Source organism: Pseudomonas sp. P5_B2, from assembly GCF_056400445.1.
Map to the genome: position 1 here is coordinate 1 of NZ_JBFULH010000408.1, position 3732 is coordinate 3732.

General features: G+C 58.4%; 5 protein-coding genes and 1 pseudogene. 3 read left to right on the plus strand and 3 right to left on the minus strand.

Features of this window, described 5'->3' with window-relative positions; all coding sequences use genetic code 11:
* The coding region (locus tag AC1DRJ_RS21405) for a sulfatase-like hydrolase/transferase (protein WP_477803896.1) at positions 1-567 on the plus strand (567 nt) is incomplete at its 5' end.
* Between the two features lie 184 nt (positions 568-751).
* A complete protein-coding gene (locus AC1DRJ_RS21410) occupies positions 752-961 on the plus strand; it encodes a hypothetical protein (protein WP_477803897.1) in 210 nt (69 codons plus the stop codon).
* A 64-nt stretch (positions 962-1025) separates the two neighbouring features.
* On the opposite strand, the gene AC1DRJ_RS21415 is transcribed toward AC1DRJ_RS21410, so the two are convergent.
* The 3 genes from AC1DRJ_RS21415 to zapE form a co-directional block, all read right to left on the minus strand.
* Positions 1026-1523 carry a GNAT family N-acetyltransferase gene (locus AC1DRJ_RS21415; protein ID WP_477803898.1) on the minus strand — a complete coding sequence of 166 codons (498 nt, stop codon included), beginning with the start codon at positions 1521-1523 and terminating at the stop codon, positions 1026-1028.
* Positions 1524-1619: 96 nt separating this feature from the next.
* Entirely contained in the window at positions 1620-2201 is a 582-nt protein-coding gene (locus AC1DRJ_RS21420; RefSeq protein ID WP_477803899.1) for a DinB family protein, read from the minus strand.
* Between the two features lie 18 nt (positions 2202-2219).
* Positions 2220-3338 carry a cell division protein ZapE gene (zapE, locus tag AC1DRJ_RS21425; RefSeq protein ID WP_477803900.1) on the minus strand — a complete coding sequence of 373 codons (1119 nt, stop codon included), beginning with the start codon at positions 3336-3338 and terminating at the stop codon, positions 2220-2222.
* Positions 3339-3593: 255 nt separating this feature from the next.
* On the opposite strand from zapE, the pseudogene AC1DRJ_RS21430 reads away from it, so the two are divergent.
* Positions 3594-3732 (plus strand): annotated as a pseudogene (locus AC1DRJ_RS21430) (aldo/keto reductase); the annotation flags it as partial.

Consider the following 3732-nt stretch of genomic DNA (forward strand, 5'->3'; position numbering starts at 1 on the left):
CACATGAGCTACCAGTACCGTTATCCACCCGCGTTCGCCAAGTTCACCGATCGTAATGGTGTGCCGGTCGGCGTGCGTGACGACCAGGTGCCGACGTACAACAGCTATGACAACGCCGTGCTGTACAACGATTTCGTGGTGTCCAGCCTGATCAAGGACTACGCCAAGTCCGATCCGAATGGCTTCTTGCTGTACCTCTCCGACCACGGCGAAGATGTGTTCGACTCCGTCGGTCACACGACCCTTGGGCGTAACGAGAACAAACCGACCGCGCCGATGTACACCATCCCCTTCATGGCCTGGGCTTCGCCAAAATGGCGTGAAAACCATGACTGGAGCTTTGCCGCTGACTTGAGTCGGCCTTACAGCAGCTCGCAGCTGATTCATACCTGGGCGGATCTGGCCGGTTTGAATGCCGATGAACTGGACCGCAGCAAGAGCCTGGTCAGCGCCAGCTTCAAGCCGCGCCCGTTGATGATCGGCAACCCTTATGAGCGTGAAGCGCGTCCACTGATCGACTTCAGCCTGATGAAGCCGAAAACCGATCCGGCAGTCGTTCAAAAGTAGATGTATTCAGGGGCCGCTTTCGGCCCCTTTTGCTGCGCTACCTTCTCGCTACATACCGTCACATAGAGCCTGGACGGGGGACTCTGTCGCGCTCATTCCCATTTGAGCAAATCGGGGGATAATGTCATTTCGATATTGGTTCACGGACGAAAGGCCCCCGCTACACGTAATGGGAGACTCACCCATGAAACGTATACCCCTGATCCTCGCCAGCCTGTTGATCTTCAGTTCAGCCTCAGCCTTTGCAGAACACGGCGGCGAACGCATGCGGTTCTACTACGAGCGTTTGCATCTCGCCCAACAGAAGGCAAATGGCTTCGAGATCAAAAACATTGAACTGCCAGTCCCCAGCGACCCAACCGCGCAAATGACCGAGTCCTATAAGCCGAAGTAATTCAAGTCGGCCGGGCGTCCCGAGAGACGCCCTTTTTATGCCCGATCAAAACGTCCAAGCGCGCTTACAGACTTTTGGTCCAGAACAGCATGCGGCCATGCGCCGGGTCGAACATGCCGGCGGCAAAACCGAACTTGCCGTAGGACGCTTGTGCAACCGCATTGCCTTCGAGGACTTCCAGGGTGATCTTGCAGCAGCCACGCTGGCGGGCAATGTCCTCAACCTTTTGCAGCATCTTCTGACTCAGCCCCAGGCCGCGAAACTGCGGCACCACCGATACGTCGTGCACGTTGACCAGCGGCCGGCAGGCAAAGGTCGAAAACCCTTCGAAGCAGTTGACCAGCCCGGCCGGCGCGCCGTCGACAAAGGCCAGCACACTGAAGGCGTGGGGACGCTTGGCCAGCTCCCCCGGTAATTGCAGCAGAATATCCTCGGGTAACGCCTGTCCGCCGCCCATAGGGTCTTGCGCATAGGCATTGAGCACCACGCCAATCGCCTCGGCGTGCACCGGGTTGGTGTAGCTGGCCTGAAGTACAAGAATGTCTGCGGATTCCCTTCCCATCGTTGCTATCCCGTCGAGTGGTCCCGGCGCGTCAATCGCGCCGCAAAGTCGAAGGACATTATCGCGAGTCGCCATCGCCGACAACCTGATCCTGCCTCAAACGCCCCAGATCAGCGTCTCGGTCCATCCCAGCTCGGCAAAATCCGCCGCCCTCAGACCCGACTCGCCCGCACAGAAGAACTCGTCCAGTTGCGGCGGTGCGACCGAGGTGCCACTGAGCATGGCATGGACCTGGCCGCGATGATGAAGCTGGTGTTCGAACAGATGGGACAGCAGGCGCAAACGGCTGTCATGTTGCGGCGTGTCCCGGGCGATGGTCACGATTCGCCCGAGGTCGGCGTCGCGCAGTTGCTCGCAGTAAGCGATCAATCGATTGTCGACCAGTGATTGCTCGCGCCTGAGATCAGCGCCGACAGTGCACGGCACGTCAACCTTGAAAAAAACGTAGCAATCATGATGCGGATCGTCACCGCGCAACTCGCGCTCCAGCGCATCCACGTAAAACCAGTCGCAGGTCAGGATGTGATTGAGAGTGGCGATGAGGCTGGGAAAGAAGCTGACACGGGGCGCTGACAATTCAGGCGGACTCAACTGGCTCCACGCCTTGGCCAGTCGGTAATTGGCCCAGGCGTTTTGATAAGCCATGGTCAGCAGATGATGAGACAGGGGCTGATTCATGTTCGCGGCTCCCGGAAACTAGGCTTCAGCGAAACGTTGCAGCTGCATTTCCTGTAAACGGCTTAATGTGCGACGGAACGGGAATTGCAGATAACCCTCGGTGTACAACGCCTCCATCGGCACCTGCGCTTCGAGGTACAGCGGCACTTTGCGGTCGTAGCACTCGTCCACCAGTGCGATGAAACGCCGCACGCCATCGTCGTGCACCGAGAGTTGCGGCAGTTCGCGATCTCCCGCAACAACGTGTTCGGCAGCGTCTTCGGTGCCTCGGGCAATGCGCCCTTCACGTTTTTGCGCGCTGAGGTTCGGCACATCACTCAATAGAATAGCGCTGTGGGTGTCGCACAGGGCCATGAAATCCATGGCTGAAAAGGGTTGCTCGCACAGGTCGGCATACCGACACCACAGCACGCCGGCGCTGGCCTGCACGGGTTTGACTTGACGGTAGCCGACCGTGACCGGCTCGCTGGACACGGACTGGCCAATGGTCAGCGCCTTGAACACGTCGCCGAGCGCGTCGGGATGCGCGGCATCGCTCACCCAGTAACGTTGCAACGCAGTGCCCGGGTGCAGGCGATGATCTTCACTGCCCTCCACGGCAATCACTTGCATGTGTTGCTTGATCGCTTCGATGGCGGGCRCAAAGCGGTCGCGGTTGAAGCCATCGGCGTAGAGCTGATCCGGCGGTTGGTTGGAGGTACACACCACAACCACACCTTGTTCGAACATCACCTGAAACAAGCGCCCGAGAATGATCGCGTCACCGATGTCGTTGACGAACAACTCGTCAAAACACAGCACCCGCACTTCCTCGCTCAACTCACGCGCCAGCGCTTTCAACGGGTCGGCGGTGCCGGTCAGTTGAAACGAGCGCTGGTGCACCCAGCCCATGAAATGGTGGAAATGCTGACGTCGGGCCGGCACGCGCAGGGTTTGATAGAACTGATCCATCAACCAGGTCTTGCCCCGCCCGACCGGCCCCCACAGATAAACGCCTATAATTGGCGTTCGCCCTTCATGCAAGGCTTCGTGGCATTTTTGCAGCGCCCACACGGCGTGCTCCTGGGCTTCGTCCTGGACAAAACCCTTGTGCTCGATGGCGTGCTGCCAGGCGGTTAACGGAGAGTCGACATTCATGCGCGGCAGTATACGTCCCTTATTTAGCACCTGCCGAAACCTGCGTACGGACTGCAGCAGCTGTCGAGCCTGCGAGGCTGCTACGGGGCTGCGCTCCTCCGAGTGATCTTGCCCTGTTCATTGAGAGGCCGGTGGTCGCCCCGTCTAACCTCTTAGGGAAAAGTGTATTGACGACAAAAATTATAGGCATCATATTTAATACATGTCGCTAGACATTTAAATTCAATCCCGGCGTGTTTCCTCAGGAGTCATCCCATGCATTACAAAGTATTCGGCCGCAAAACCGGCTTGCGGGTTTCGGAACTGGCACTGGGCGCCGGCAATTTTGGTACCGGCTGGGGTCATGGCGCCGAACGTGACGAAGCCAAGCGTATTTTCGATGGCTACCTTGAGG

Bases quoted from the DNA above. Each gene is read 5' to 3' on its own strand.
- AC1DRJ_RS21410 (WP_477803897.1), top strand. From the start codon at position 752: ATGAAACGTATACCCCTGATCCTCGCCAGCCTGTTGATCTTCAGTTCA.
- AC1DRJ_RS21415 (WP_477803898.1), bottom strand. From the start codon at position 1,523: ATGGGAAGGGAATCCGCAGACATTCTTGTACTTCAGGCCAGCTACACC.
- AC1DRJ_RS21420 (WP_477803899.1), bottom strand. From the start codon at position 2,201: ATGAATCAGCCCCTGTCTCATCATCTGCTGACCATGGCTTATCAAAAC.